This is a genomic window from Streptomyces sp. NPDC051561, from assembly GCF_044454195.1.
Lineage (GTDB): Bacteria > Actinomycetota > Actinomycetes > Streptomycetales > Streptomycetaceae > Streptomyces.
Window position 1 is genome coordinate 190175 of record NZ_JBITDM010000002.1, and the last position, 25797, is coordinate 215971.

The window sequence follows — 25797 nt, forward strand, 5'->3', positions numbered from 1 at the left end:
TTCTTGTTCCGTCGCCGCGCCGATCCAGGCCGGGGGCGCCGGGGAACGGTCCGAAGACCGGAGTCCGGCGGCGCCCTGCCTCGCCGTGCCCCGGGCCTGGCCCTGATGGTGGTGCTGGCCTGTGCCCTGGTGGGGTGCGGCCGGGCGGGTGAGCTGAAGAGCGCGGGGGCCGCGCCCACGGCGGCAGGCCCGGTGCGGCTGTGGCCGACCCTGCCGCCCGCCAAGACCCCCGGTTTCGACGCCGGGGAGGCCGAGACGGAGACGGCCAAAGGGATCAGGCTGCCGGACGCGGACGTGCGCAAGGCCGACCCGGTCGCGGTGGTGCTGGCGGAGGTGGCCGCGCACCCCGACACGTACAGCGGACCGGACGGGCTGTACGCGCGGACGGTGACCCAGTTGCGCGCGTGCAGGACCAAGCCCGAGCAGTGCCCGGTGCTGCCGCCGTACTACCGCGATCTGACCGGGGACGGCCGCGACGAGCTGATCCTCGGCATCACCATGCCGGAGGGCCAGCTGGCCCTCCGGGCGTATCTCGCCGAGAAGGGCGGGCTGACCCGGATCATGGGCACCTCGGACGCCGTGATCAGCGTGGCGTTCGCGGGCCGGGACCTGATGCTGCGGGTGCCGTCCGGGATCGCGGACTACGAGTACCGGACCACCTGGACCTGGGACGCCCGTCAGCACGCCATGCTCGCCACCCAGGACCAGATCGTGCACACCGGCCGGGAGCCGAAGGGCCCACGGCAGGGAGCGCGCCCGTGGCGCGCACACGAGCGGGGTCCCGGCTGGGGCTCCGACTGGGGTCCCGGCTCGGGGAGAGGCCCGGGTACGGGGCCGGGCGCAGGGCCGTACGCAGGGCCGAAGGCCGGACCGGGCAAGGGGTCGGCCACCGGTCCGGGCAAGCGGGCGGACGTTCGCCCCGGCACCGAACCTCAGCCAGGACACGGCCGAGGCGGCCGACCGGAAGCGGACCGCAACTCCGGACCCCGCACCGGCCCCCGCACCGGCACCGCCTCCGGACGTCACGCCGAACCGCGCAAGGACCGGCACCGGGACACCACCCCGGGAACCCGCCGCCGGGACACCTCCCCGGCAGCCGGTCACCTCAGAAGGCCGCCCCACGGCAAGCAGCCCGGCCCCGACGCCAAGCCCGCCGACGGCGCGCAGCCGGGCCACCACGCGATGCCGGACCACCACACACTGCCGGGCCACACTCCACCCTCCGGCCACACCCCTCCCTCCGGCCGCACCTCTCCCTCCGACCGCACCCCACCCTCCGGCCACACCCCGCCCTCCGACCACACCGCACCCCCGGGCCGCACCGCACCACCAGCCCCCTTCATGGCCCCCCGCAGCCCCACAGACCCCCGCCACCCCCCGGCCGGCCGCCCCACCTCCGCAGACGAGCGTGCGCGGTGAGCCGCGTACGGCTGCGGTTTCCCGCCTGGACCGCGTCGCTGACCTGGAAGGCGCTGGCCTTCCTCACCGTGATGTGCTGCGCGCTCGCGTTCTTCCTGGGTGCTCTGGTGCATGTGGCGGTGACGCACCAGACCGTCGAGCAGGCCCGCGAGAAGTCGCTGGACCGGCTGGAGCGGGCCAGTGAGGCGTACGAGGCGGGTGAGACCCTGCCGCCAGGCACCGGGCTCGATCTCCCCGGGCTGCCGTCCTCGCTGCGGGCGCTCGCCCTCGACGGGCAGCAGGGGACCATGGTGGAGAACGACCTGGAGGGCCGGCCCCGGATGTGGGCCGCGCGTCCGGCGGACGGGAAGGCGCTGGCCGTCGCGTTCGACTACCGGCCGAGCGTCGAGACGATCGTCGGCCTCGACCGGGCCATTCTCGGCTCGTCCGTGCTGGCGATCGGTGCGACCCTGCTGGTCGGCGCGTTCGCCGTCACCCGGGTCACCCGCAGACTGCACCAGACCGCCCAGGTCGCCCGCCGGATCGGCGCGGGTGACCTCGACGCCCGGGTGAACGACCCCCGCAACCAGGACCTCGGCCGCCATCACGACGAGGTCGCCATCGTCTCCGGCGCCCTCGACACCATGGCCGGAACCCTCCAGGGCAAGCTGCTCAGCGAGCAGCGGTTCACCGCCGACGTCGCCCATGAGCTGCGTACTCCGCTCACCGGGCTGACCGCCGCCGCCGGGCTGCTGCCGCCTGGCCGGCCCTCGGAGATGGTGCAGGACCGGGTGGCCACCATGCGGCGGCTGACCGAGGACCTTCTGGAGATCTCGCGGCTGGACTCGGGTGCCGAGCAGGTCGAGCTGGATGTGCACGACCTGGGCCCCCTGGCCGTCCGCGCGGTACGGGCCGCAGGCATCCCGAGCAGCACGACCCCCACGACAGACACCGGCACCGGCGATCCCCCCACCGAAGTCCGCATCCTCCGCAGCGTCCGCGTCGAGACCGACCGGCGCCGGCTGGAGCGCGTTCTCGGCAATCTCGTCGCCAACGCCCACAAGCACGGCCGCTCCCCCGTGATGCTGACCGTCGATGGACCGACCGTCACTTTGCGTGATCACGGCGACGGCTATCCGGCGTATCTGGTGGAGCACGGCCCGCAGCGCTTCCGTACCGAGGCCGGCGGCGGCAAGGGCGGGCTCGGCCTCGGCCTGACCATCGCGGTGGGCCAGGCGGAGGTGATCGGGGCGCGGTTGACGTTCCGCAACGCCCCGGAGGGCGGGGCCGTCGCCACGCTCGTACTGCCCGAGTACGACGGCGGCGTGCCCGACAGCCCCGAAGCCTCACCAAACCGCTCATAGCAACACAAAGTGACGCATTGCGATCAATAAGTAGTGATTTTAGGGTGGATCAAGCGAGTTGAGGGCTGCGTCCCGCAACGGGGCGCCACCCCTCCTCCCCTAGGAGGCAGCATGCTCAAGCTCAAGAGGACCTTCCTGTACGTCGCCGCGGGCGCGCTGACCGCCACGCTCGCCGCCACGCCCGCTCTGGCCGAGACCGACAGCTCCGGCAGCAGCGACGCGACGGGAACCAGCACCGCCCAGCACCCCCGGCACACCGAAGGCCGCGTCACCGCCAAGTCCGGACTCAGGCTGCGCGACAAGCCCACCCGGAGCAGCCGCATCATCCGCACCGAGCCGTACGGCGCCACCGTCCACATCTTCTGCAAGACCGTCGGCGACCACGTCGACGGAAACGACCACTGGTATCTGCTGACCGACGGCACCTGGGCCTGGGGCTCCGCCCAGTACATCGTGCCGAAGGGCGGCCACACCCCGCGCTGGTGCTAGCACCTGACGCAGGCGCCCGAGAGGCGCACGGAACCGACGTAACCGAAAAGCCTTGCGCGGAGTCGGCGGGGGCGTCCCGGATGACGCCCTCGCCACCCCCGTGACATATACGGACATTCACTCCAAACGCTTGCTACGTTGCCGGGCATGACGGACGCGCTCCCACCCGATCTCCGCCTCCCCAAGCGACGCGGCGTCGAGCTCTCGCTGCTCGTCGGTGGCGTCCTCATCGCCATGCTCGGATATATCGCGGCCGGACTCGGCAAGACCGGCACCGCACCGCCCGACGCCTTCCGCTACGGCGCCGGCCTGGGCGTGCTCGCCCTGCTCGCGCACTTCGCGGTCCGCTTCCGGGCCCCCTACGCCGACCCCCTCCTGCTCCCCATCGCCGTACTCCTCAACGGCATCGGCCTGGTCCTGATCTACCGCCTGGACCTCGAAACCCCCAACGACCAGGCCGCGTTCACCCAGCTGACCTGGTCGACCCTCGGAGTCGCACTGTTCATCGCGGTCGTCGTGCTGCTCCGCGACCACCGCGTCCTCCAGCGCTACGCCTACCTCTGCTGCGCCGCCGCCCTGGTGCTGATGGTGATCCCGATCTTCTTCCCGGCCATCAACGGGGCGAAGATCTGGATCCGGGTCGCCGGATTCTCCTTCCAGCCGGGCGAGTTCGCGAAGATCCTGCTGGCGATCTTCTTCGCCGCCTACCTCGCCGCCAACCGCAACGCCCTCGCCTACACCGGCCGCACCTTCCTCTTCAAGCGCCTCCAGCTCCCCACCGGCCGGGTGCTGGGACCGATCGTCGCGATCTGGCTGCTGAGCGTGGGGGTGCTGGTCCTGGAACGCGACCTCGGCACCTCGCTGCTCTTCTTCGGGCTCTTCGTGATCATGCTGTACGTCGCCACCGGCCGGACCGGGTGGATCGCGGTGGGCCTGCTGCTCGCCGCCGTCGGCGCGTATGCCGTCGGGTCCATCGAGCCGCATGTGCACAGCCGGGTCATGGACTGGCTGCACCCCTTCGCCTCCATCGAGGCGGGCGACGGCCCCAGCCAGCTCGCCCAGTCGCTGTTCGCGTTCGCGGCCGGCGGGATGCTCGGCACCGGCCTGGGCCTGGGCCACTCCATCCTGATCGGCTTCGCCGCCAAGTCGGACTTCATCCTGGCGACGGCCGGTGAGGAGCTGGGGCTGGCCGGACTGACCGCGCTCTTCCTGCTGTACGCCCTGCTGGTCGCCCGGGGCTATCGGGCGGGGCTCGCCCTGCGCGACCCGTTCGGGCGGCTGCTCGCCATCGGGCTCGCGTCGATCGTGGCGCTCCAGGTGTTCGTGATCGCGGGCGGGGTGATGGGGCTGATTCCGCTGACCGGTATGGCGATGCCGTTCCTGGCGCAGGGCGGTTCGTCCGTCGTCACCAACTGGATCATCGTGGCGCTGCTGATCCGGGTCAGTGACTCGGCGCGCAGTCCGCGCCCGACGGCGGCGGAGACCGGACAGATCGCGGCGGTGGAGGAGCAGGAGGCCGAGGAACCGAAGGTGCTCGGGAAACTCAGGGGCGGGGCGGCGAAGCTGGAGGAGAAGAAGCCGTGATCAAGTACATCCGACGGGCCGCCGCCTGCTGTCTGCTGCTGCTGGTCGCCCTGCTGCTGAACGCCACCCGGGTGCAGGTCTTCCAGGCGGATTCGCTCGACAACAATCCGGCCAACCGCCGCAAGACCATCGTCCGTTACGACCAGCCGCGCGGAAACATCCTGGTGGAGGACCGCACGGTGACCGGCTCCAAGGACACCGGCGAGCAGCTCCGCTTCGAACGGACCTACACCCAGGGGCCGTTGTACGCCCCGGTGACCGGCCATGCCTCGCAGACGTACGGGACGACGCTCATCGAGGGCACCGAGGACGACATCCTCTCCGGCACCGATCCGATGCTCGCGCCGCTGCCGATGTGGAACGAGATCACCCGCGAGCAGCAGCCCGGCGGGAAGGTGGCGACCACCATCAAGGCCGCCGCCCAGCTGGCCGCGTACAACGGGCTCGGCGGGCGGCGGGGCGCGGTGGCGGCCGTCGAGCCCTCGTCCGGCCGGATTCTCGCGCTGGTCAGCAGTCCTTCGTACGATCCGGAGCTGTTGTCCGGGACGGGGAAGGCGGTGGAGAACCAGTGGGCGCGGCTGAACGCGCTGGACAGTCAGCCGATGCTGAACCGGGCGATCCGGCAGACCTATCCCCCGGGCTCCACCTTCAAGATCGTGACGGCTGCGGCGGCGCTGGACACCGGGACGGTGACGGACCCGGACGCGCCGACCGACACCCCCGACCCCTATCTGCTGCCCCACACGAGCACCGAGCTCCCCAATGAGGCCACGGGCTGTGCGGATGCCTCGCTGGCGGACGCGATCCGGGTCTCCTGCAACACCGTGATGGCGAAACTCGGGGTGGAGGTGGGGCTGAAGGGGATGGTGAAGGCATCCGAGGGGTTCGGCTTCAATGACGCCGGCCTCAGGATTCCGCCGGCGGTCGCCCGCAGCAACTTCGACACGGACATGAGCCCCGACCAGGTGGCGCTGTCGTCGATCGGCCAGTTCAACACTCGTGCGACACCGCTCCAGATGGCGATGGTCGCGGCCGCCGTCGCCAACAACGGCGACCTCTACAAGCCCTACCTGGTGGAGAGCACGTCCACCGAGGGCGGCAGCCTGGTCTCCCAGACCGCGGCCCGCTCCTACCGGCAGGCGATGAACCCGGCCACCGCCATGCAGCTCCAGCGGATGATGGTCGACGTGGTCGAGAACGGCACCGGCACGAACGCGGCGATCCCCGGCGTCACGGTCGGCGGCAAGACCGGCACCGCGCAGCACGGAGTCGACAACTCCGGCACCCCCTATGCGTGGTTCATCTCGTGGGCCCAGCCGGAGAACGGCGGTTCGGGCGTCGCCGTCGCGGTGGTCGTGGAGGACGCGGCGGCCAGCCGGGGCGACATCTCGGGAGGCGGCCTGGCAGCCCCGATCGCCAAGGCGGTGATGGAGGCGGTGGTGCGGTAGGCGGTGGTGCGGTGGGCGGTCCTGCGGTGGGCGGTCCTGCGGTGGGCGGTCCTGCGGTGGGCGGTCGTGCGGTGGGCGGCCCCGCTCCCCTCGCCAGGGAGAATGGCCGCATGCAGACCGTGGAAGAGTCCCTGGCCAGGATCGCCGCACTCGACCCCGAGCTGTGCGCGTTCCTGGAGGTATGGGAGGAGCAGGCCCGGACCGCCACCCCGGACCCTCAACTCCCCCTGGCGGGCCTCCCGTTCGCGGTAAAGGGCCACAACGGGATTCGCAGCCACCCGGCCCGGCGGCTCCGCGGCGCGGGTGCCGTTCCCATCGGCGCCACCTCGGTCCCGGCCCCCGGCACGTACTGGCAGACCTGGGGCATGGGCGCCCACGGCCGCACCCTGAACCCGCACCACCCCGACCGCACCCCCGGCGGCTCCTCGGCCGGTTCCGCGGTGGCCGTCGCGGCCGGTATGGTCCCGCTCGCCACCGGCAGCGACGGCGCCGGTTCGGTGCGCATCCCCGCCGCCTGGTGCGGCGTGTTCGGCCTGAAGACCTCACGCGGTCTGCTCCCCTCCCCGGACCGGACGGGCCTGGCCACCGCAGGGGTCCTGGCCCGCTCGGCCACCGAGTTGGCGGCGTATCTTCGGCACGTGCCGAAGCGGTACGAGGAGGCGGGTCCCCTCCCGGCGACCGGCATCTGGTCCCCCGACCTGGGCTTCGCCGGTCAGGACCTCGACCCCGAAGTGGTGGCCGTGGCCCAGCGGGCCGCCGCCCGCCTCGTACGCCTGGAGGAAGAACCCGGCCTCGCGCTGCGCGACCCCAAGGACGCCTGGTTCGCGATCCGGGGCGAGCAGGAAACGGCGGCCACCCGCGCCCTGCGGCGCGACAACGACAGGCTCCTCGACCAGCTCTTCTCCCGCACCCGGCTGCTGCTCACCCCGACAACCCCCTTCCCCCCGCACGGTCACGACGGCCCGGACGGCCGCTATTCGACCGCGTTGACCTGGGCGTTCAATGTGAGCGGGCATCCGGCGATCAGCATTCCGGCCGGGTTCACCCGAGGCGGGCTCCCGGTGGGCCTCCAGGTCGTCTCGGAGTTCGGAACGGAGTCGCTGCTGGCGAAGGCCGCCGCTACGTTCGGCCCATGATTTCGACCTCTGCGTACGCACTCGCCCAGGTGAACATCGCCCGCCTCAAGTACCCCCTGACGTCACCGGAGTTGAAGGATTTCGTCGACGGTCTCGACCCGGTGAACGCGGTCGCGGACGCCTCCGACGGCTTCATATGGCGCCTCCAGACGGACGACGGGGACGCGACGGAACTGCGTGTCTTCGGCGACGAATGGCTGATCATCAACATGTCGGTGTGGCGGAACGTGGACGCGCTGAAGGCGTTCATGTACGCCGGACGGCACCGCGAGCTCCTCAAGCGCCGGTACGAGTGGTTCGAGCGGATGCAGGAGGCGATGGCGGCCCTGTGGTGGGTGCCGGCGGGTCACCGTCCGACGGTCGGGGAGGCGGAGGAGCGGCTGACGACGTTGCGTGAACTCGGGCCCACCGACGCGGTGTTCACACTGAACAGCCTCTTCCCCGCCCCCGGTACCACTACCCCAGCGCCTCCCGCCGCTCCAGCCACTCCCCCGGCATCCCGCTGACCCCGGTGCGCGCCCCGACCACTCCTCCCGTGATCGCACATGTCGTGTCGACGTCGCCGAAGCCCTCCGCCGTGGCCCACAGCGCGGATTCCAGGTCGTCGGGGTGGCGGGCCGCGGTCCACAGTGCGAACGGCACCGTGTCGTCCGCGCGGATGCGCTGACCGTTGCCGAGGAGGTCGGCCGCCTTCCAGGGCGGGGTGGCGGGGTCCAGGTCGACGGCCTTGAGGAGGCCGTCGCGGACCGCGCCGGGCGGGGTGCGGCGGGCGATCTCGGGGAGGGAGAGTTCGCCCCGTACGGACAGCGCCGCCGCCACCGCGACGGCGACTGCTCCCGCGATGCCCTGGGGGTGGGAGTGGGTCACCTCGGCAGACAACTCGGCCTGCTGGGCGGCGAGTTCGAGGTCGTACGAGAACCAGGCGCCCAGGGGTGCGACCCGCATCGCCGACCCGTTGCCCAGGCTGCCGCCCTCGAAGAGGGTGGGGGCGAGGGTGCGCCAGTCGCCGGGGTGAACAAGGAGTTCGGGGAGCAGGACGTGCATGCCGTGGCCGTAGCCCCGGCCCCGGTCGGCGTCGAAGGTCAGCGCGAAGCAGGCGGCGAGGCGGTCCTGGTCGACGGTGCCGTGCTGGACGAGGACCCGGTGCAGGGCGAGGGCCATCGCGGTGTCGTCGGTCCAGTGCCAGAGCGGTCCTGCGGGGAGGCGCCGGGCGCGGACGTCCTCGTACGTGTTGTCGGGGACCAGGCCCTCCCGGAACCGGAAGAGCGGGAACCAGCGCTCCCCGAAGGCGTCACCGAGCGCGAGGGCTTCGAGGCTGGCGCGGGCGGCGGCGGTGTCCGGGGCCGCGCCCGGGGGCGGGGCCGCGCCCGGGGGCGGGGCCGCGCCCGGGGGCGGGGCCGCGCCCGGGGGCGGGGCCGCGCCCGGGGTCGGGGCCGCGCCCGGGGTCGGGGGCGGCGCTTGATCCTGGCTCACGTCCGGGTGTTGGGTCATGTACGCATGGTGCCCGGCGGGGGCGGGGGCCGCACCGCCATTTCCGTTCCGGCTCATGGCCGGTGCCCCGCCTCCCTGAACTCCCCCTGCTCCTCGCCGTCCGCGATCGCCTCGCGCACCTCCTCCACCCGCTCCTTCTCCTCCGCCGCGAACCGCTCGCGGTCCAGTTCCTCGGCGATCTCCTCGTCCTGCTTCATCAGCAGATCCAGGTTGGAGTCACCCATCTCGAAGACGCCCATGTCCACATACGCCTGCTGGAGCCGCTCGCCCCACAGCCCGATGTCCTTGACGCACGGCACGATCCGGCTGAACAGCAGCTTCCGGAACAGGTGGAGGAATTCGGACTGCTCGCTCAGCTCCTCGGCCTCCTGCTTGGGGATGCCGAAGTTCTCCAGTACTTCGACGCCGCGCAGCCGGTCGCGCATCAGGTAGCAGCCCTCGATGACGAAGTCCTCGCGCTCCTTGCGCTCCACGTCGGTGAGTTGCTTGTAGTAGTCGCGCAGTGCCATCCGGCCGAAGGCGACGTGACGGGCCTCGTCCTGCATGACGTAGGCCAGGATCTGCTTGGGGAGGGGTTTGGTGGTGGTGTCGCGGATCATGCCGAAGGCGGCGAGGGCGAGGCCCTCGATGAGGACCTGCATGCCGAGGTAGGGCATGTCCCAGCGGGAGTCGCGGAGGGTGTCGCCGAGGAGGCCCTGGAGGCTGTCGTTGACGGGGTAGAGCATGCCGATCTTCTCGTGCAGGAAACGTGAGTAGATCTCGGCGTGCCGGGCCTCGTCCATGGTCTGGGTCGCGGAGTAGAACTTCGCGTCGAGGTCGGGGACGGACTCGACGATGCGGGCCGCGCACACCATCGCGCCCTGCTCACCGTGCAGGAACTGGCTGAACTGCCAGGACGAGTAGTGCCGGCGCAGGTCGCCCTTGTCCTTGTCGGTCATCCTGTCCCAGTGACGGGTGCCGTAGAGGTTGAGGGCCTCGTCCGGGGTGCCGAGCGGGTCGTACGGATCGACCTCGGCGGACCAGTCGATGCGGGTCGCGCCGTCCCACTGCTTGTCCTTGCCCTTCTGGTAGAGGGCGAGGAGGCGCTCGCGGCCCTCGTCGTACTCCCAGCTGAACCGGGCCTGACCAGTGGCGGGCACCTGCCAGACCGATTCTCCCGGGCTTTTCGTGTAGAGCTCGTGTGTCGACATGCGCGACCCCTTCGCCTCAACAACGGCCGGATTCGTGACGATAGTTGGCAGGCTCACACGCGGGTAGACGAACGGTCAACAAGTGTTGCGCAGGGGATTGACGGCCTTGCTGACAAGGAGTCTCATAAGAAGTGACCCCCGGTAACCCACACACGAGGTGCTCCGAAGATGACGACCGCGCCGACCAGGACGACCGAGCCGAGCGAGACCGACTTCACCGCCCTCCGCGACGCACTCGGCATGCTCAAGGACCGCGAGCAGGTGGCCGAGCGTCTGCTTGAGTCGTCCGCCAAGCACTCCTTCGACCCCGACAAGGAACTCGACTGGGACGCCCCGGCCGACGAGGGCAAGTGGTACTGGCCGCCGGAGCTGGTGTCGTTGTACGACACCCCGATGTGGAAGAAGATGTCCGAGGACCAGCGGATGGAGCTGGCCCGGCACGAGGCGGCGGCCATCGCGTCGCTGGGCATCTGGTTCGAGATCATCCTGATGCAGCTGCTGGTCCGCCACATCTACGACAAGTCGGTGACCAGCAACCACGTGCGGTACGCGCTCACCGAGATCGCGGACGAGTGCCGGCACTCGATGATGTTCGCCAGGATGATCCAGAAGGGCGGCGCACCGGCGTACCCGGTGCCGCGGGTCTACCACAACCTGGCGCGCGTACTGAAGACGGTCTCGACCACCCCCGGGTCCTTCGCGGCCACCCTCCTCGGTGAGGAGATCCTCGACTGGATGCAGCGGCTGACCTTCCCGGACGAGCGGATCCAGACGCTGGTGCGGGGCGTGACGCGGATCCACGTCATCGAGGAGGCGCGTCACGTCCGGTACGCCCGTGAGGAGTTGCGCCGCCAGATGGTGACCGCGCCGCGCTGGGAGCAGGAGTTCACCCGGCTGAGCTGCGGGGAGGCGGCGCGGGTGTTCTCCACCTGCTTCATCAACCCCCGGGTGTACGAGAACGTGGGGCTCGACCGGCGCGAGGCGATCGCCCAGGTGAAGGCGAGCGGTCACCGTACCGAGGTCATGCAGAACGGGTCCCGGAGGCTGACGGACTTCCTCGACGACATCGGGGTGCTCCGCGGGGCCGGGCGCCGACTGTGGGTGAGCTCGGGGCTGTTGGCCAAGTAGGGCTGTCGGCCGGGCGGGGCCGGGGTGGGGCGGCTCCTTCGGGGGCCGCCCACCGGGGCAATGCACCACACCCCGGTTACGCTGCCAGGCATGACCACCGCTGCCTCCTCCCCCGCGTACCGCCGCCTCAGCGTGGAGCAGCGTCGTCGTCAGCTCATCGATGTCGCCCTGACACTGTTCGCGCACCGGGCCCCGGAGGACGTCTCCATCGATGACGTGGCGGAGGCGGCGGGGGTCTCCCGGCCGCTGGTCTACCGCTACTTTCCCGGCGGGAAGGTCCAGTTGTACGAGGACGCGCTGCGGTCCGCCGCCGATGAGCTGACGCTCTGCTTCGCCGAACCGCAGACCGGACCGCTCACCGAGCGTCTGTCGCACGCGCTCGACCGCTATCTGGCGTTCGTGGACACCCACGACACCGGGTTCAGCGCACTGCTCCAGGGCGGCAGTGTGGTGGAGACCTCCCGGACGACCGCGACCGTGGACGGGGTGCGGCGGGCCGCCGCGGAGCAGATCCTGCTCCATCTGGGGGTGGCGGAGAGCGCGGGCCCCCGGCTGCGGATGATGGTCCGCACCTGGATCTCCGCGGTGGAGGCCGCCTCCCTGATCTGGCTCGACGAGGGCAAGCAGCCCCCGCTCGTGGAGCTGCGCGGCTGGATGGTCGACCACTTCGTCGCCCTGCTCACCGCCACCTCGGCCACCGACCCGCAGACGGCGGAGGTCACCCGTGCCGCCCTGGAGCTGGAGCGGGCCGACGGCGCCGCGGGGGTGCTGGTCCGCCGGGTGCTCCCGATGCTCACCGAGGCCGCTCACCTGCTGTGACGCTCTCTCGCACCGCTCCCTCGCCGGGACCGCTCGTACTGGGACACTGGAGCGGTGAGAAGCGAGAAGACCCCCTTCGTGGGTGGCCCCCTGGACGGCCGGGCACTGTCCGTGCTGACCGGCCCGACCGGAAATCCGCCGAAGTGGTACGAGGTCCCGGTGCCGGACTCCGCCGGCGGTCCGCCGACCGTGCACGCCTACGAGCGCATCCCCGTCGGCTACACCAAGCGGCTCGGCCTGCAACGCGGCTGGAAGTACGTGTACGTCCCCGAGGGGCGCGAGCCGTGGACCCCGAAGTGGCCGTGGACGAAGTCCACCCGCCACGCCGGGGGCGGCCCCACTTCACCCGGGAAGGGTGACTGAGCTCCGCCACCCCGCCCACCCGGCGGGTGCCACTCCCGCCATGCGCCCAGCATCGGGCTGAGCCGGGCCTCCCGTCCGGCGTGGTAGCGGAGGTGAGGGCATGTCAGCGAAATTGACGACGGCCGTGGTACTGGCGGCAGCCACGACGGTGCTGGCGGTGACCGCAAGCGCGACGGCGGCCCCCGGCGACCCGGACCCGTCGGACTCCGCCTTCGCCGACACCCCTGGGATCGGTCCCGGCGCGGCACTCGACGCCCGCCCCGACATTCTCGCGGAACCCGGTGCCGGTGCCGGAGTCGGTCAGCTCCTCGTCTCTCTGCGCACGCTCTACCAGGAGACCGAGGAAGCCACCGAGGCGTTCAACGCCACCGAGGAGAAGCTCAAGGCCCAGCGGGCCCAGGTGTCATCGCTGACAGCTCGGTTGGGGAAGGCGCGCGACTCCCTCGCCGACAGCCGCCGGGCGGCCGGGCAGCTCGCCCGGGAGCAGTACAAGGGGCGCAGCGACTACGCCTACTCCTCCTTCGTACGGCTGCTCACCTCCAGCGATCCCGAGCACGCCCTGACGCACGGCCATGCGCTGCGCCGGGCGGCGGCGGCCAGGGCCGTCAAGGTGGCCCGGCTGGAGACCGGCGAGAAGAAGGCCGACGAGCTGGCGACGAAGGCGCGCGGTGCCCTGGACGTCCAGCAGGCGCTCGCCGTCAAGCAGAGGAAGGCGCGGGACGCGGTGCAGGCGCGGCTGCGGCAGGTGGAGGCGCTGCTCGCTTCCATGACGGAGGGGCAACTGGCCGATCTGGCCGGGCTGGAGGGGCGTACGGCCGAGCGCGCCCAGCAGTCGTTCGTCGCCTCGGGGGCGCTGGGGCCCGGCGGCGTACGGGCGTCGCGCGCGCCCTCGCGGGAGGGTGACCGGGCGCTGAGGTACGCCGTGCGGCAGCTCGGGAAGCCGTACGTCTGGGGGGCCGAGGGGCCCGGTGCGTACGACTGTTCCGGCCTCACCCAGCAGGCCTGGGCGGCGGCGGGCCGCACCATCCCGCGCACCAGCCAGGAACAGTGGCGGCTGCTCCCCCGGGTCCCGCTGTCCGCCCTGCGCCCCGGTGACCTGGTCATCTACTTCCCCAAGGCCACCCATGTGGCGATCTACCTGGGCAACGGCCGGGTCGTCCAGGCGCCCCGGCCCGGCGCCCACGTCAAGATCTCCCCGATCGCCGCCAACCCCGTCCTGGGCGCGGTGCGCCCCGACCCGAAGCTGGCGCCGCTCCGGTCGTACGTACCGCCGGATCTGCCGGCGCGCACCGTGGGCGGCGGCGGGTCCGACGCGGGTTACGGGGCGGAGGCGGCGCCCGAGTAGGGCACCTCCGGTGGGAAGTGCCCTGCCCCTCCTGCTCGAACGCCTGTCGCGAGGCCCGGGTCAGGCTCCGGCGACCGAGGCCAGGTACGCGTTCGTCTTCTCGGGCTCGAAGAAGAAGTTGTCGAAGTCGGCCGGGTCGTCGAAGCCGTTGGCGAACCGGTCGGCCACGGGCTGGAACTGGCCGGCCGCACCGATCAGGTTGAGGACGTGCTCCGGGGGGACGCCGAGCATGGCGTTGGTCCACTTGGTGACGTGCTGGGCGGTGTCCCAGTAGCGGTCGAAGGTGGACTGCATCCAGGACGCGTCGAAGTCGCCCTCGCCGTGCGAGACGATCGAGTCCAGGTAGGACGCGGCGCACTTGGAGGCCGAGTTGGAGCCCTGGCCGGTGATCGGGTCGTTGGCGACGACGACGTCCGCGACACCGAGGACCAGACCGCCGCCGGGGAGGCGGCCGATCGGGTTGCGGACGGTGGGGGCGTAGCGGCCGGCCAACGTGCCGCCCGCGTCGGTGAGTTCGACCTTGGTGGCGCGGGCGTACTCCCAGGGGAGGAACTTCTCCATGAGTTCAAGGGTGAGCGCGAGGTGCTCGGAGGGGTCCTTGACGCCCTTGAAGGCGTCGATGGGGCCGCCCGGGACGCCCTCCCAGAAAAGGATGTCGGCGCGGCCGGAGAGGGTCAGGGTCGGCATCACGAAGAGTTCGCCGACGCCGGGGACCAGGTTGCAGCGGACCGCGTCGAAGTCCGGGTGCTCGGGGCGGGGGCCCAGGCCGTGGACGTAACTGACGGCGAGCGCGCGCTGCGGGGCGTCGAACGGGGAGCGCGAGGCGTCGCGGCCGAAGAGCTGGACGAGTTCGCCCTTGCCGGCGGAGACCATCACCAGGTCGTACGTCCGGGAGAAGAAGTCCAGGTCGGAGACGGCCGCACCGTGGATGACGAGCTGGCCGCCGCGCTGGGCGAAGGTGTCCATCCAGCCGGCCATCTTCACCCGCTGGTCGACGGACTGGGCGATGCCGTCGAGCTTGCCGACCCAGTCGATCGGGCGAGAGCCGTCGGGGGCGGCCACCGAGACGCCGACGCCCTCGATGCGCGGGGCCTGGGACTCCCAGAAGTTGAGCTGGAGGTCACGCTCGTGCTGGAGGGCCGTGTGGAACATGCACTGCGTCGACATGACCCGGCCGGAGCGGATCTCGTCGGAGGTGCGGTTCGACATCAGGGTGACTTCGTAGCCCTGGGACTGCAGGCCGAGGGCGAGCTGGAGACCGGACTGGCCGGCTCCGACTATGAGGATCTTCCGCATGGGGTGGGTGGCTCTTTCAAGGGGAGGTTAGACGGGGGTGGCGTCGAGGGCGTGGCCGACCATGGAGAGCAGGGTTTCGACCACGGAGATCCTGTTGCGGGCGTCGATGACCGTGACGGGGACGTGCGGGGGCACGGTGAGTGCCTCGCGGACGTCGTCGGCCTCGTAGTACGGGGTGCCCTCGAAGTGGTTGACGGCCACGATGTAGGGGATGCCGCAGCTCTCGAAGTAGTCGAGGGCGGGGAAGCAGTCGGTGAGGCGGCGGGTGTCGGCGAGGACGACGGCGCCGATCGCGCCGCGCACCAGGTCGTCCCACATGAACCAGAACCGCTGCTGGCCCGGCGTGCCGAAGACGTACAGGACCAGGTCGTCGTCGAGGGTGATCCGGCCGAAGTCCATGGCGACCGTGGTGGTCGTCTTGTCCGGGGTGTCGGACAGGTCGTCGGTGTCCTCGCTGGCGGTGGTCATCACCGCCTCGGTCTTCAGCGGGGTGATCTCGGAGACCGCGCCGACGAAGGTGGTCTTGCCCACGCCGAAGCCGCCCGCCACCACGATCTTGGTGGCCGTGGGGGCCCGGGTGTGGTCCAACTGCCAGGCGGGGACGTTCTGTTCGTCCTCGGGCGGAGCGGTTCGACCGGTCTGCCCGGCCGTTTTGGCGTGCCCGGCCTTCCCGGTCTTCCCGGCTGTGGAGAAGAGACTTCCTACGGCGGCCTCAGAGGCGACGGAGCCCATTCAGCACCCTTTCGAGCAGTGCGCGATCGGGGCGGCCGGCACCGTGGCCGGTTCCGTACACGCGGATCTTTCCCTGGTCGGCCAGGTCGCTCAGCAGCACCCGGACCACACCCAGCGGCATCTTCAGCAGGGCGGAAATCTCGGCCACGGTCCGCATCCGGCGGCAGATCTCGACGATCGCCTGCATCTCGGGGGCCACCCGGCTGCCCGGGGTGCGGCCGGTCAGCTCCGGCCGCTCCGGGGCCGCTTCGAGGGCCGCCACGAAGGTCTCCACCAGCAGGACGCGGGTGAAGCGCGTCCGACCGCCGGTGATCGAGTACGGGCGGACGCGGGCGGGGCGGCGGCCCTCGCCACGTATGGGGAGGGAGGGGCCGGGGAGGGACGGGCTCGGGAGAGCGGGGCCGGGGAGGTGGGGGTTCGAAGCGACCCGTTGCGGGCTCAACTGGCACTCTCCATCGATTTGCGCAGCTCGCTGCGGAGTTCCGGGGTGAGGACGTGTCCGGCCCGGCCCACGAAGAGCGCCATGTGGTACGCGACGATGCTCATGTCGCAGTCGGGCGCGGCATGCACCCCGAGCAGCGAACCGTCGCTGATCGACATCACGAAGAGGCTGCCGTACTCCATGGCGACCATCGTCTGCTTGACGCCGCCGCCCTCCATCAGCTGCGCCGCACCGATGGTGAGCGAGCCGAGGCCGGAGACGATGGTGGCCAGGTCGGCGGTGGAGCCCTTGGGGCTGACCAGGGCCGGTGCGGTGTCCGGGAGCATGTGGTCGGGGTCCGAGGACAGCAGCAGCAGTCCGTCGGAGGACACGACGGCGACGGAGACGAGGCCGGGCACCTCCTCCACCAGATTGCTCAACAGCCAGTGCAGGTTCCGGGCTTCACTGCTCAGCCGGTACGTGATCGACGCGGTCAACTGCGTGCCTCCTCGACGGTGTCCCCCTCGGTCTCGGTACGTGCGGTCCCTTTGGAAGTGTTGGTTCCGCCGGAACTGGTCAGGTCACCGGCCTCCCCGGTTACCCCGCTTACCCCGTGATCCCCGTTGTTACCACTACTTGCGATCTCTTCCTCGACGTCCCGCCGCCCCTCCTTGGCTCCCTGGTGGAAACCGCCCAGGCGACGGCGCAGCGCGTCCGCGTCGACACCGGTGGTGCGCTGCGGCGTGGCGTCCGACGCGGGCTTGACGACCTTGGGGGTGCGCTTGGGCAGCCCCTTGCCGGTGACGACGGGCGCGGCGGGCTCCTCCGGCGCGGGGGCCGGCGCCGCCGTGGGCGCCTGGACGGTCGTCGGCTCGGGCACCTGCGCGGGCGTCTGCTTCGGGAGGCGGAACTCCTGCGTGGGCTGGTCGATCTCACGCTCTTCGGGTGCCGGCGCTTGGCGTACGGGCTCTTCGCGTACGGGCTCTTGGCGTACGGGCTCTTGGCGTACGGGCGTGACGTCGTCCGGCGTACGCACGTGCTCGTCCGCCGCAGCCTCGTCCGCCGCTCCCGCCGCACCCTCCGCCGCTGCCGCCTCCTCGACCGCCTTCTCCGCGACCGCGATCAGCGGGTCCTGGTCGAGGGCCCGGCCCGGCAGCACATTGGAGTTGTTCTCGGCGATCTGGCCCGGCAGCTGGTGCAGGCTCTCCAGGTGCGCGGGTACGGCGGGGGGCTCGTCCGGCAGCAGTGCCTTCGGCAGGACCACGACGGCGGTGATGCCGCCCTGGGTCTGCTCGCGCAGCTGGATGCGGACGCCGTGCCGGGCGGCGAGCAGGGAGGCGACCTGGAGCCCGAGACCCTGGCCGGGGTCGTCCCCGTGGCCGTGCGGGGTGTACGTCGCCGGGTCGGCCAGCCGGGAGTTGAGGTCGGTGAGCCGGTCCGGGGCCATCCCGATGCCGCCGTCCTGGACCGACAGCATGATCTCACCGCTCTCCAACAGCCAGCCGGACAGCTGCACATGGGTGTCCGGGGGCGAGAACGAGGTGGCGTTCTCCAGGAGTTCGGCGAGCAGGTGGCTCAGGTCGTCTGCGGCGTAGCCCGCGACCTGGGAGTGTGGCGGGAGGGCCTGGAGGGTGATCCGCTCGTACCGTTCGATCTCGCTGATCGCGGCACGGGTGACATCGACCAGCGGGACCGCCCCGGGGTGTCCGACGCCGTGGTCGCTACCGGCCAGCACCAGCAGGTTCTCGCCGTGGCGGCGCATCACGGTGGCCATGTGGTCCAGCTTGAAGAGCACGGCGAGACGGTCGGGGTCCTGCTCGCGCTCCTCCAGGCTCTCGATGACGGAGAGCTGGCGCTCGACGACGCCCAGGGTGCGCAGCGAGAGCTTGACGAAGGAGGACTGGACGGTGGCCCGCAGCTCTTCGAGCCTGACGGTGGCGTCCTGGGCGCGGGCCACCAACTCTGCGCATTCGGCGGCGAGTTGATCGCGCTCGGCGGCGAGGGAGCGGTGTTCGGCGTCCCGGGTGTGGCGCTGTCCGGCGAGGTGGTCGCTCTCGCCCGCGAGTTCCTCGGTGCGGGCGCCGAGGGCGAGCACCTTGGCGTGCAGGCTGTTCAGCGACCGTACGGCCTGGGCGAACTCGTCGTTGCGGCCGGTGTAGCGGACCGGCTCCTCGTTCTGCGGGTCGGCGGCGAGGCGGGCGGCGCCCAGGCGCAGTACCGCGAGCGGCTGGGTGAGGGTGCGGGCGACAGCGGTGGAGATGCCGACGGCGAGCAGGAAGCAGGCGGCGAGCAGCGCGATGCGCAGCTCCAGGCCGGAGACGTCGTCGTCGCGCAGGGCGGCGAGGCTCTCGGTCTGGGCGGAGGCCAGGGCGGCCTCGGCGCCGCGCATCCGGTCGATCCGGGGGGTCAGTGTGGACCCGATGCGCTCCGCGTCCAGCCGGCGCTCGGAGGTGGAGAGCGTGGGCTGGTCGGTGAGGGCGCCCAGATAGCGCTCGGCGGTCTTCACCTCGGGGCCGGAGACGGTCGCGGCGAAGGAGTCGCGGTCCTTCACCGGTGCGGCCAGGTCGAAGTCGGCGAGTGCGGCGACCTCGCGGAACCGGGCCTGCTGGGCGGCGGCGCTGAGGGCGTCGCGGGTACGGGTGCTGCTGGTGCCCTCGACGCGGACGCGCAGCCCGGTGATCGGGTCGACCTTGGTGGTGCCGGTGGAGCGTGGCACGGACAGGGCGGCGACGAGCAGCCCGCGCGAGGCGGTGGCCTGCTCGACGGCGTTGCCGAGGGTGGCGGGCGCGGCGCCCGAACCGCCCGCGCGCGGCGGGGTCTTGCGGGCCAGCTCGCGGGTGAGGGCGCGCAGCTGGTCGATGACCTCGGTGTACGCCTTGTGAGTGTCCAGGGGGGTGATGGCGGCGGCCCCCGTACCAGCGGCGGCGTCCTCGCCGAGGGCGGCGCGGCGCACGGCCGGGATCTTGGCGAGGGCGTCGCGCAGGGCGGCCGGGGCGGCGGCGGGCGCGTCGGCGGGGTCGATGAACTCGGCGATCTGCCGGTCGACCCGGGCGGTGCGGTCACCGAGGGCGGTGCCCTTGTCGCGGCTGGTCGAGCTGTCGCCGCCGCCCGTACCGCTGTCTCCCGTGCCGCTGTCGCCGCCCGTACCGCTGTCGCTGCTGCCGGAGGTGCGGACGGCGGCCGTGCGGGCCGTGGTGTCGTCGCGTTCGTCGGCGAGGGAGTGGGCGAGGGCGAGGGCCTGCCGGTTGAGCTCGGCGAGGTCCAGAAGGCGCTGGGAGCGGGTCAGTTCGTCGGAGGAGGTGACGAGGGAGGGGGCTCCGGCGGCGAGCACGATCACACCGACGGCCGCCACCGAGGCGACCAGCCGGCTGCGAACCCGCTTGGGGCGCGACTTCTTCTTCGCCTTCGGCGACGGGGCCGACGGTCCGGGTACCGACTGCGTGGACGGCCCCGAGGGACCGGCCGACGGTGCGGGACCCGACGCGGGGGCCGTTGACGAGGGCGGTGTCAGTGGGGTCTGCCCGGAAGACGGTGTTGCCGGGTGCGGCTGGGCCGGCCACTGCGGCGTTCCAGCTGCGTGCTCCGGCGTCCCGCCCGTAGGGCCTTCACTGCCACTGCCGCCCCGAGGCCGCTTGTTCTGCACCGGTGCTCGCATCCTTGTATTTCGTCCGCCCAGCTGGCCGAGGTGACGACTGGTACATCAGGTGCGTACGGACCGAGCACCCCACCCCCCACTCCCGATTCAGCTTTCGACCATTCCAGCGCCCTGGGGAGGGAGGCGCGCATCAACCGACCCGCCACCCGAACGAGTGAACATCACTCGGGAGTTGGCAACCAACTCCGGTCACGGTCCGTCAGCCGCCTGCCGGGTGAGCCGGTTGGAAGTTCGGCGCGGGCTTTGGCAGGATGCCCCCGCGCAGCTTCCCGGAACAGATCATTCCGCCCGAATCCTGGCAGCTGACCTGCTGGTATGGGCCAATTCGCGCCACCACCCGCTGGCGCACTCGACTCCGGCAGACTTGCCGTCATGCGCATCGAACTCGCCACCGCCCCCGGAAGCCCCGAACGCCCCAACGAGGACTGGACGTCCGTGGCACTGCCTGCGGCGGGCTCCGGCGGATCGGGGGATCAGGGCGGCACCCTGGTCGTCCTGGACGGCGTCACTCCGCCACCCTTCGAGACGGGGTGTGTGCACTCGGTTCCGTGGTTCACCGCACGACTGGGCGGCGCGTTGATCGAATTGTCCGGTTCCCGGCCGGAATTGAGCCTTCCGGAGCTGCTGGCCGCCGCCATCTCACGCACCGCCGAGGCCCACCGCGACACATGTGACCTTTCTCACGTGCGTACACCTCAGGCGACGGTGGTCCTGGTGCGTTGGGGTGCGGAGCAGGTCGAGCACCTGGTGCTTTCGGACTCGGCGCTGCTGATCGAGGCGGCGGACGGAACGGTACGGGTGGTGCTGGACGACCGGCTGGACCGCGTCCCGCGCGAGGCGCTCCGGTCGCACGCGACGGCGGACGTCTACCGCAACGCCCCCGGCGGCTTCTTCACCGCCGCCGCCGACCCCGCGGTGGCCGAACGGGCCGTCACGGGAACCACCTCCCGCTCCGACGTCCGTGCGGTGGCGGCCATGACGGACGGGGTCACCCGCTGGGTGGACACCTTCCACGCGGGCGACTGGGCGGGCTCCATGGGGGTGCTGCGCAAGGAGGGGGCGCAGGGGCTGATCGACCGGGTACGGGAGCTGGAGCACGCCTCCACCCCGTCCGGCCGCAGCAAGCGGCACGACGACGCGGCGGTGGTGTACGCGGAGCTGTGAGGGGCGGTACGGGGAGGGGGTGTACGGGGAGGGGCTGGCCCGTATCGGGGAGGGCGACGTACTCCGCGCCGTACGAAACGCCCCCGCACAGGACACCCCCGCGCAGGACGCCCCCGCACACCGTCCCGCTAGGACTCCGCGCTGGTGTTCAACTGGTGCAGCAGCCTGGCCAGTTCGGCGACCTCGGCGCGATCCCAGTCGGACAGCTTCCGTACATAGCTGGCGCGCCGGGCGTCGCGGACCCGGCGGAAGCGTGCGCTGCCCTCCTCGGTGAGGAGGATCAGCGAGGCGCGGCCGTCGGCCGGGTCCGGTTCGCGGGCGACCAGGCCGAGGTCCTCCAGGGCCCGGAGCTGACGGCTCATCGTCGCCTTGCCGACCCCGAACCAGCCCGCCAGCTCCGTCGCCCGCTGCCGGCCCGCCTCGTCCAGCCGTACCAGCAGGCCGTACGCGGCGGGCTCCAGGTCCGGGTGGACCTCACGGGCCAGGACGCCCGACTGCGCCCTCGCCCGGCGCAGAAAGAGCGCCAACTCCCTCTCCAGCGCGAGGAATTCCTGATCCACCCGTCCATCTCCTGTCGTCCGTCACGTCAACTCCGGAGTGACCCGGGAACTTTCAGCGACGGGCATCGTCGCAGTTCGTCCAGTATTTCGCAGGTGTGGACCAATGTCGGCACAGAGACCCCCTTCCGCCGCACGGGTCTACGTGCGTAGCTTCTCTTCCTCAAGGTCTCTCCAGTCGCTTTGTCGATCTTTCGGAGGCACGCAATGCACGTGCTCAGAGCAAGATCCGCAGGAGCAAGATCCGTCGCCGTGGGCGTCGCCGCGACAGCCGCACTCGTGGCCACCCTCGGCGCCGCCCCGGCACCCTCCCCCTCCCCCTCCACTCCCCCGCCCGGCTCCGCCCACATGGGCATGGGCGTCATCGAGCACGACGGGCAGGGCCCCCTGCCGCCCGGCGCGCCCCGCGCCGTCCAGACCGAAGGCGTGGACGTCTCCAGCCACCAGGGGAACGTCAACTGGTCCGCACTGTGGTCCAGCGGGGTCAAGTGGGCCTATGTGAAGGCCACCGAGGGGACCTCGTACAAGAACCCCTACTTCGGGCAGCAGTACAACGGCTCGTACAACGTGGGCATGATCCGCGGGGCCTATCACTTCGCGCTGCCGGACAACTCCAGCGGCGCCACCCAGGCGAACTACTTCGCGAGCGGCGGCGGTGGCTGGTCGCGCGACGGGCGGACCCTGCCGGGCGCGCTGGACATCGAGTGGAATCCGTACGGGGCGCAGTGCTACGGCAAGACGCAGTCCCAGATGGTCGCCTGGATCAGGGACTTCCTGACCACCTACAAGGCACGGACCGGACGCGACGCGGTCATCTACACCGCGACCACCTGGTGGAAGAGCTGCACCGGCAACTACGGCGGGTTCGGCGCGAGCAACCCGCTGTGGGTGGCCCGCTACAACAGCACCGTCGGTGAACTCCCGGCCGGCTGGGGCACGTACACGATGTGGCAGTACACCTCCTCGGGCCCGACCGTCGGTGACCACAACAGGTTCAACGGCGCCCTGGACCGGGTGAAGGCACTCGCCAACGGCTGATCCGCCCCGCACACACGGCAGCCGCCCGCACGACCACCACACACAGGACGGCCGCACGCACGGCACATGACGGACCCCCGGCGCACGGGCACCGGGGGTCCGCTTCGTGAAGGGCTTCCCGGATAACTTCCCGGGGTGCTCTACGGATTACTCCGCATCGCGGTCACGCGCAAGGCGTCGCGCCCCTCCGCAAGCCGTCAGCAGCGGCCCGCCGCACGGTCCCGAACCACCAGGTCCGTGTTGCTGGTCGTGCCGTCGATCCAGACCACCCGCGAGCCGGTGTCGGCCGACGCGTAGGACTGGTCGCCGCGGTTGCAGGAGACGCGCTCGCCCTCGCGGGTGCCCGCCGCGTCGAATTGCCACAGCTTCGGCAGCGTCTCGTTGCGGTACTGGGTGTCAGGCAGCTGGGAGTTAACCGTGACGGCCGTCTCCGAGGCGGTCAGGTCGAAGGCGTAGAGGGCCTTGTCACCGGCCTCCGGGCTGAGGTCGATCAGCTTGGTGCCGTCCAGGTTGGCGCGGCGTACCGCCATCGGGCCGAAGGCGACCTCGTCGACCAGCCAGGAGACGTGGGTCTTGGAGACGGCCGTCTGGCCGAGGCTGTCGACGACCGCATTCTGCGGCAGGATGCTGGTCTTCCTGGTCCTGGTGTCCAGCAGCTCGACGTCGAGCTGGTACTCGCCGTTGACCGGCCACAGCTTGGCGTAGGCGACCTTGCCGTCCTTCACCGAGGGCAGTGCCGAGCTGAGGTGGTAGCGGCCTCCGTCGACGTACGCCTGCTCACCGGTCTTGAGGTTCTTGTACGCGGCGTGACGGCCGCCGAAGGGGTCGTACTCCTCCCAGACGACCAGGTCGCCGTCGATGCGCAGACCCGAGAGGTTGGTGTAGGAGGACCAGATCTTCTTGGCCGGGCCGCCCGCGATCGGACGGACCAGGACGTCGATGCTGGTGGTGCCGTACGCCGCCCAGACGACGTTCTTGCCGTCCGTCGCCGGGTAGACGTGGTAGCGGCCGTCGTTGGGGCTGATCACCTTCGAGGCGCCCTTGCCGTCGGTACGGCCGACGTGGACCGAGTACGGCTCGGAGCCCTCGTCGTCGGACTTGGAGACGGCGTAGGCGCCACCGCCCGCTCCGGCGCCGGTGCCCGCGGTGTTGAGCTTGCCGAGCAGGGTGTCGGAGTCCATCCCCATCGCGTCCTCCCAGCCCGGGACGATGCCGTGGGCGTTGAAGGAGCGCTTGATGACGTTCTGCTGCTTCGCCGTGGCCTTCAGATCCTTGGCGGCGGCGATGACCGCGTTGCGGCCCTCGGTGAAGCCGTCCAGCGGGGTCAGGTACTCGGAGAGCGCCTTGTACACGATGGCGTCGGCGAGGTCCTTGTCCAGGTCCTGGCGGATGTCCCAGAGGGCGCCGGAGAAGATCGTCGAGTTGAGGTGCACCCCGCCGTTGTCGACGTTGTAGCCGACGCCGAGGAAGTCCTTGGAGGTGGTGCGGCCGTCGTTGAGGTCGCGCAGCGCGCACTCGCGCTTGGAGAGGGTGCGGCAGAGGTCCTCGCCGAGGAGGCCGGACTCCGGGTCGTCCATGGAGGTGCCGGAGGCGTTGGTGTCGATGGCGTTGCCGAAGTAGTCGGCGACGGCCTCGTTGAGTGCGCCGGACTGACCGGCGTACACCAGGTTCGCGGTGTTCTCCACGACGCCGTGGGTCATCTCGTGGCCGACCACGTCGACGTCGGAGGCGAGCGGCTTGTACTCGTCGTCGCCGACGCCGTAGACCATCTTCTGGCCGTCCCAGAAGGCGTTCACCCAGGGCTGGCCGCCGTTGGTGACACCCACCAGGGAGTTGATGGTCATGCCGCGGCCGTCGAGGCTGTCGCGGTTGTGCTTGGCCTTGTAGTAGTCGTAGACCTGGGTGGCGGCCCACTGGGCGTCGATGGCGCCCGCGTCGGTGGCGTCCTTGCCGAAGTCCTGGACGGGCGAGCCGAATTCCTTGATGCCGGACGGCCACTTGCCGGCCGCGTCTTCGGCCTCGACCCCGCGTGCGTCCCAGGTGGTGATGGTGTTGCCGCTGGTGGGCTTCATCCGGACGTAGTCGCTGAGGGTGTACTCCTTGCGCGACGTGTTGAAGTACAGGTTGAGGTCGACCTTGGTGCCGTCGGTCTTGACGCCGGTGCCGGTGGCGTCGCCCGCGTCCAGGACGCCGGCCGCCTTCTTCGCGGCGGCGGCCTTGGGCGCGGCACCCTTCGCGGTCTTGTTGCCGAAGGTCTTGATGCTGCTGTACTGGAGGACCGGGAAGCCGGCCCTGGCGTCGATGAACACCTGGCGCAGCACGGCCTCGCCGGTCACCGGGTGGTTGCCCTTGACGGTGACCTGGCGGGTCAGCACGCCCTTGCCCTGCGGGAGGACGACGAGCCTGCCGGCGCTGCCGGTGAGCGCGGTGGCCGCCCTGGACTTCTGGCCCTGGGCCTTGCGCACGTCCTTGAGACTGAGGTTCTTGCCGCTCAGCTCGCGGTTGACGGCGGCGACGGCGCGCTCGACGGCGGTCTTCTCCGAGACGGTCGAGGTGGTGGCCGTGTCCAGCTCGGTGAAGTACTTGCCGGAGGTGCCGACGACGGCGCGCTTTCCGGCCTTGTTCTCCATCCGGACGACGTACTGGCCGCCGAGGACGTCGATGCCCTTGTACTTCTGCTGGAGGCGGACCGTCTCGGTGCCGCCCTTGCCGGTCTGCGCGGAGACGGCCTTGAGGTTGGCGCCCGGGTTGCCGATCCGGTAGCGGCTCTGCTTGTCGGCGAGGTGCCCGACGGCGGCGGCCGCGGCGCTGCCGGACTTGGCGGGCTCGTTGATGCCGTCGACCAGGGCGGGGGTCGCGGTGTCGGTGCCGGGGATCACCTCGGCTGCGGGCGCCGAGGGGGCGGCGGGGGCGGCCACGGCGGCCGGTACGACGCCGGCCAGCAGGGCGGCGGCGCCGAGCAGCGCGCCCACTCCCTTGGTTCCCCGGGATATACCGGCGCCTCTGGACATACCTGTGCCTGCGGTGGTCCCGCCGGCCTGTCTCGCTGCACGCACTCGGGTCTTGTGCACGCTTCCCCTCCCACGGTACGGACGGTTCCCGGGCCTGTTGGGCCCGGTCCTGTCGGGCAGGGCCATGCAAGTCGCTGTGTGTTCAAGTCGGCAATGTTTCCCAAGTGT

The 25797-nt window shown here is 71.3% G+C and carries 22 protein-coding genes; 13 read left to right on the forward strand and 9 right to left on the reverse strand.

What is annotated here, in order from left to right:
* The first annotated feature begins 3 nt into the window (after nt 1-3).
* The 7 genes from ACIA73_RS05165 (at nt 4) to ACIA73_RS05195 (ending at nt 7925) form a co-directional block, all read left to right on the forward strand.
* Nucleotides 4-1419 carry a hypothetical protein gene (locus ACIA73_RS05165; RefSeq protein ID WP_399436916.1) on the forward strand — a complete coding sequence of 472 codons (1416 nt, stop codon included), beginning with the start codon at nt 4-6 and terminating at the stop codon, nt 1417-1419.
* A complete protein-coding gene (locus ACIA73_RS05170) occupies nt 1416-2762 on the forward strand; it encodes an ATP-binding protein (protein WP_399436917.1) in 1347 nt (448 codons plus the stop codon). Before ACIA73_RS05165 ends, ACIA73_RS05170 begins: the two co-directional genes overlap by 4 nt.
* Before the next feature lie 111 nt (nt 2763-2873).
* Nucleotides 2874-3251: an SH3 domain-containing protein gene (locus ACIA73_RS05175; protein WP_399436918.1), complete on the forward strand. Its 378-nt coding sequence runs from the start codon at nt 2874-2876 to the stop codon at nt 3249-3251.
* Nucleotides 3252-3398: 147 nt separating this feature from the next.
* Complete coding sequence (locus ACIA73_RS05180; protein WP_399436919.1) at nt 3399-4835, forward strand: FtsW/RodA/SpoVE family cell cycle protein; 1437 nt, start codon at nt 3399-3401, stop codon at nt 4833-4835.
* On the forward strand, nt 4832-6283 hold the full coding sequence (locus ACIA73_RS05185) for a penicillin-binding transpeptidase domain-containing protein (protein ID WP_399436920.1): 1452 nt from the start codon (nt 4832-4834) through the stop codon (nt 6281-6283). Before ACIA73_RS05180 ends, ACIA73_RS05185 begins: the two co-directional genes overlap by 4 nt.
* A 110-nt stretch (nt 6284-6393) precedes the next feature.
* A complete protein-coding gene (locus ACIA73_RS05190; RefSeq protein ID WP_399436921.1) occupies nt 6394-7419 on the forward strand; it encodes an amidase family protein in 1026 nt (341 codons plus the stop codon).
* Nucleotides 7416-7925: a DUF3291 domain-containing protein gene (locus ACIA73_RS05195; protein WP_399436922.1), complete on the forward strand. Its 510-nt coding sequence runs from the start codon at nt 7416-7418 to the stop codon at nt 7923-7925. Before ACIA73_RS05190 ends, ACIA73_RS05195 begins: the two co-directional genes overlap by 4 nt.
* Here the strand turns inward: ACIA73_RS05195 and ACIA73_RS05200 are convergent.
* Together ACIA73_RS05200 and ACIA73_RS05205 are read right to left on the reverse strand one after the other, a co-directional pair.
* Nucleotides 7876-8910, reverse strand: coding sequence for an ADP-ribosylglycohydrolase family protein (locus ACIA73_RS05200; protein WP_399436923.1), 1035 nt, complete (start codon nt 8908-8910; stop codon nt 7876-7878). The genes ACIA73_RS05195 and ACIA73_RS05200 overlap by 50 nt on opposite strands.
* Before the next feature lie 53 nt (nt 8911-8963).
* Nucleotides 8964-10100 carry a ferritin-like domain-containing protein gene (locus ACIA73_RS05205; protein ID WP_399436924.1) on the reverse strand — a complete coding sequence of 379 codons (1137 nt, stop codon included), beginning with the start codon at nt 10098-10100 and terminating at the stop codon, nt 8964-8966.
* Nucleotides 10101-10268: 168 nt separating this feature from the next.
* Here ACIA73_RS05205 and ACIA73_RS05210 point away from each other — a divergent pair, with 168 nt between their 5' ends.
* From ACIA73_RS05210 to ACIA73_RS05225, 4 genes are all read left to right on the forward strand, one after another.
* Nucleotides 10269-11228 carry a diiron oxygenase gene (locus tag ACIA73_RS05210; RefSeq protein ID WP_399436925.1) on the forward strand — a complete coding sequence of 320 codons (960 nt, stop codon included), beginning with the start codon at nt 10269-10271 and terminating at the stop codon, nt 11226-11228.
* Nucleotides 11229-11318: 90 nt separating this feature from the next.
* Complete coding sequence (locus ACIA73_RS05215; RefSeq protein WP_399436926.1) at nt 11319-12047, forward strand: TetR/AcrR family transcriptional regulator; 729 nt, start codon at nt 11319-11321, stop codon at nt 12045-12047.
* Between the two features lie 54 nt (nt 12048-12101).
* The gene (locus ACIA73_RS05220; RefSeq protein WP_399436927.1) at nt 12102-12410 is read left to right on the forward strand and encodes a hypothetical protein; all 309 of its coding nucleotides are present in this window, start codon (nt 12102-12104) and stop codon (nt 12408-12410) included.
* A gap of 100 nt (nt 12411-12510) precedes the next feature.
* Nucleotides 12511-13755: an NlpC/P60 family protein gene (locus tag ACIA73_RS05225; protein WP_399436928.1), complete on the forward strand. Its 1245-nt coding sequence runs from the start codon at nt 12511-12513 to the stop codon at nt 13753-13755.
* Nucleotides 13756-13815: 60 nt separating this feature from the next.
* Here ACIA73_RS05225 and ACIA73_RS05230 read toward each other — a convergent pair whose 3' ends face one another.
* From ACIA73_RS05230 to ACIA73_RS05250, 5 genes are all read right to left on the reverse strand, one after another.
* Nucleotides 13816-15051 (reverse strand): styrene monooxygenase/indole monooxygenase family protein, encoded by a 1236-nt coding sequence (locus ACIA73_RS05230; RefSeq protein ID WP_399436929.1) that lies wholly within the window; start codon nt 15049-15051, stop codon nt 13816-13818.
* Nucleotides 15052-15078: 27 nt separating this feature from the next.
* On the reverse strand, nt 15079-15783 hold the full coding sequence (locus ACIA73_RS05235) for a GTP-binding protein (protein WP_399436930.1): 705 nt from the start codon (nt 15781-15783) through the stop codon (nt 15079-15081).
* Entirely contained in the window at nt 15764-16141 is a 378-nt protein-coding gene (locus ACIA73_RS05240) for a DUF742 domain-containing protein (RefSeq protein WP_399437454.1), read from the reverse strand. Before ACIA73_RS05240 ends, ACIA73_RS05235 begins: the two co-directional genes overlap by 20 nt.
* 80 nt (nt 16142-16221) lie before the next feature.
* Nucleotides 16222-16701 (reverse strand): roadblock/LC7 domain-containing protein, encoded by a 480-nt coding sequence (locus ACIA73_RS05245; RefSeq protein WP_399436931.1) that lies wholly within the window; start codon nt 16699-16701, stop codon nt 16222-16224.
* Nucleotides 16698-19556 (reverse strand): nitrate- and nitrite sensing domain-containing protein, encoded by a 2859-nt coding sequence (locus ACIA73_RS05250; RefSeq protein ID WP_399436932.1) that lies wholly within the window; start codon nt 19554-19556, stop codon nt 16698-16700. The genes ACIA73_RS05245 and ACIA73_RS05250 overlap by 4 nt, the downstream gene beginning before the upstream one ends.
* 675 nt (nt 19557-20231) lie before the next feature.
* Between ACIA73_RS05250 and ACIA73_RS05255 the strand changes: the two genes are divergently transcribed.
* Complete coding sequence (locus ACIA73_RS05255; protein WP_399436933.1) at nt 20232-21023, forward strand: hypothetical protein; 792 nt, start codon at nt 20232-20234, stop codon at nt 21021-21023.
* A 128-nt stretch (nt 21024-21151) separates the two neighbouring features.
* Here the strand turns inward: ACIA73_RS05255 and ACIA73_RS05260 are convergent, their stop codons facing one another.
* Complete coding sequence (locus tag ACIA73_RS05260; protein WP_399436934.1) at nt 21152-21583, reverse strand: MarR family winged helix-turn-helix transcriptional regulator; 432 nt, start codon at nt 21581-21583, stop codon at nt 21152-21154.
* Between the two features lie 204 nt (nt 21584-21787).
* On the opposite strand from ACIA73_RS05260, the gene ACIA73_RS05265 reads away from it, so the two are divergent.
* Nucleotides 21788-22618 (forward strand): lysozyme, encoded by an 831-nt coding sequence (locus ACIA73_RS05265; RefSeq protein WP_399436935.1) that lies wholly within the window; start codon nt 21788-21790, stop codon nt 22616-22618.
* Nucleotides 22619-22815: 197 nt separating this feature from the next.
* Here ACIA73_RS05265 and ACIA73_RS05270 read toward each other — a convergent pair whose 3' ends face one another.
* Entirely contained in the window at nt 22816-25629 is a 2814-nt protein-coding gene (locus ACIA73_RS05270; RefSeq protein ID WP_399436936.1) for a M4 family metallopeptidase, read from the reverse strand.
* Between the last annotated feature and the right edge of the window lie 168 nt (nt 25630-25797).

What these genes read in the sequence shown, in the direction of transcription:
- ACIA73_RS05175 (WP_399436918.1), top strand. Translation starts at nt 2,874, where the DNA reads ATGCTCAAGCTCAAGAGGACCTTCCTGTACGTCGCCGCGGGCGCGCTG.
- ACIA73_RS05180 (WP_399436919.1), top strand. Translation starts at nt 3,399, where the DNA reads ATGACGGACGCGCTCCCACCCGATCTCCGCCTCCCCAAGCGACGCGGC.
- ACIA73_RS05190 (WP_399436921.1), top strand. Translation starts at nt 6,394, where the DNA reads ATGCAGACCGTGGAAGAGTCCCTGGCCAGGATCGCCGCACTCGACCCC.
- ACIA73_RS05195 (WP_399436922.1), top strand. Translation starts at nt 7,416, where the DNA reads ATGATTTCGACCTCTGCGTACGCACTCGCCCAGGTGAACATCGCCCGC.
- ACIA73_RS05200 (WP_399436923.1), bottom strand. Translation starts at nt 8,910, where the DNA reads ATGACCCAACACCCGGACGTGAGCCAGGATCAAGCGCCGCCCCCGACC.
- ACIA73_RS05205 (WP_399436924.1), bottom strand. Translation starts at nt 10,100, where the DNA reads ATGTCGACACACGAGCTCTACACGAAAAGCCCGGGAGAATCGGTCTGG.
- ACIA73_RS05210 (WP_399436925.1), top strand. Translation starts at nt 10,269, where the DNA reads ATGACGACCGCGCCGACCAGGACGACCGAGCCGAGCGAGACCGACTTC.
- ACIA73_RS05215 (WP_399436926.1), top strand. Translation starts at nt 11,319, where the DNA reads ATGACCACCGCTGCCTCCTCCCCCGCGTACCGCCGCCTCAGCGTGGAG.
- ACIA73_RS05225 (WP_399436928.1), top strand. Translation starts at nt 12,511, where the DNA reads ATGTCAGCGAAATTGACGACGGCCGTGGTACTGGCGGCAGCCACGACG.
- ACIA73_RS05230 (WP_399436929.1), bottom strand. Translation starts at nt 15,051, where the DNA reads ATGCGGAAGATCCTCATAGTCGGAGCCGGCCAGTCCGGTCTCCAGCTC.
- ACIA73_RS05235 (WP_399436930.1), bottom strand. Translation starts at nt 15,783, where the DNA reads ATGGGCTCCGTCGCCTCTGAGGCCGCCGTAGGAAGTCTCTTCTCCACA.
- ACIA73_RS05255 (WP_399436933.1), top strand. Translation starts at nt 20,232, where the DNA reads ATGCGCATCGAACTCGCCACCGCCCCCGGAAGCCCCGAACGCCCCAAC.
- ACIA73_RS05265 (WP_399436935.1), top strand. Translation starts at nt 21,788, where the DNA reads ATGCACGTGCTCAGAGCAAGATCCGCAGGAGCAAGATCCGTCGCCGTG.
- ACIA73_RS05270 (WP_399436936.1), bottom strand. Translation starts at nt 25,629, where the DNA reads ATGTCCAGAGGCGCCGGTATATCCCGGGGAACCAAGGGAGTGGGCGCG.